Source organism: Streptomyces flavidovirens DSM 40150 (genome assembly GCF_000429085.1).
Lineage (GTDB): Bacteria > Actinomycetota > Actinomycetes > Streptomycetales > Streptomycetaceae > Streptomyces > Streptomyces flavidovirens.
Genome location: NZ_AUBE01000049.1, coordinates 1 through 1,240, shown reverse-complemented (window position 1 = coordinate 1,240; position 1,240 = coordinate 1). Strand labels below are relative to the sequence as shown.

The 1,240-nt window shown below is 66.4% G+C and carries 1 protein-coding gene; it reads left to right on the top strand.

What is annotated here, in order from left to right; translation table 11 throughout:
- Positions 1-1,235, top strand: a 1,235-nt coding sequence (locus G412_RS36865; RefSeq protein WP_037650501.1) for a transposase, incomplete at its 5' end; no start/stop codon positions are given.
- Between the last annotated feature and the right edge of the window lie 5 nt (positions 1,236-1,240).

Genomic DNA, 1,240 nt, shown 5'->3' with positions numbered 1-1,240 from the left:
CCACGCATGTGTTGTCGTCGGCGCGTCAATTGTGCTGGCTGGAGTTGGTGGCCGAGACCCTGCGAGCGGCGCTCGATGCGCTCGCTCAGGCAGCTCCCGACTGGCTGATGGATGTGGCAGAGCCGGACTGGTTCAAGCACTACGCCACCCGGGCCGAGGACTCCCGCTTTCCTAAGGCCCGCGTCAAACGCGATGCGGTGGGGCAGCGGATCGGAGCGGACGGGATGCGGCTGCTTGAAGCGGTCTTCGCTCCGGACACGCCGGCTGGGCTTCGCGGGCTTGATGAGGTGGAGATTCTGCGGCAGGTGTGGGTCCAGCACTTTCACCTGGTGGAGGGCAAGGTGGCACGGCGGGACCCAAAAGACCGGCCACCGGGCGCGATGCGCCTGGTCACGCCCCATGACATCCAGGCACGCGGCAGCGTGAAACGCGACACCATGTGGGACGGCTACAAAGTCCACCTCACTGAGACCTGCGACGCACAAGCCCCGAATCTGATCACGAACGTGGCCACCACGCTCGCCACGGTCCCGGACAGCGTGATGAGTCAGACCATCCACGCCGGCCTTGCCGACCGCGACTGCCTGCCCGGCGAACACTGGGTCGATGCTGGCTATCCCACCGCTTCCCAGGTCCTGGCCGCCCACACCGAGTACGGCGTCGCCCTGCAAGGGCCGATGCCCGCCAACACTTCCGGCCAGTCCGACGGCCCTTACGGGCTGGACGCGTTCACCATCGACTGGGACCAGCAGCAGGTGACCTGTCCGGGCGGTGTCACCACCACACAGTGGTACGCGCGCACCAAGATCGTCCCGGTTATCCGCGTGCGGTTCCGCCACAGCGAGTGCCGCCCCTGCCCCCATCTGCGCGATTGCGTGGGCTCGGCCACCGGCCAGCGCCGGGAGATCATGCTGCGACCCCAGGAAGAACACGAGGTCATCCGACACAGCCGGGCCGAGCAGCAAACCGATGCCTGGAAGGACCGTTACAAGATCCGTGCCGGGGTCGAAGGCACCATCTCACAAGGAGTTCAACGCTGTGGCCTGCGAAGATCCCGTTACCGAGGTCTCGCGAAGACAAGCCTCCAGCACCAGCTGACCGGCGCCGCCATCAACCTCGCCCGCATCGATGCCCACCTCACTAAAACACCCCGAGCCCGCACCCGCACCAGCCACTTCGCAGCACTTCGCCCCGCTGAGCTGACACTCAGCGGGGCGAAACAGGGGCCGAATTAACCAAC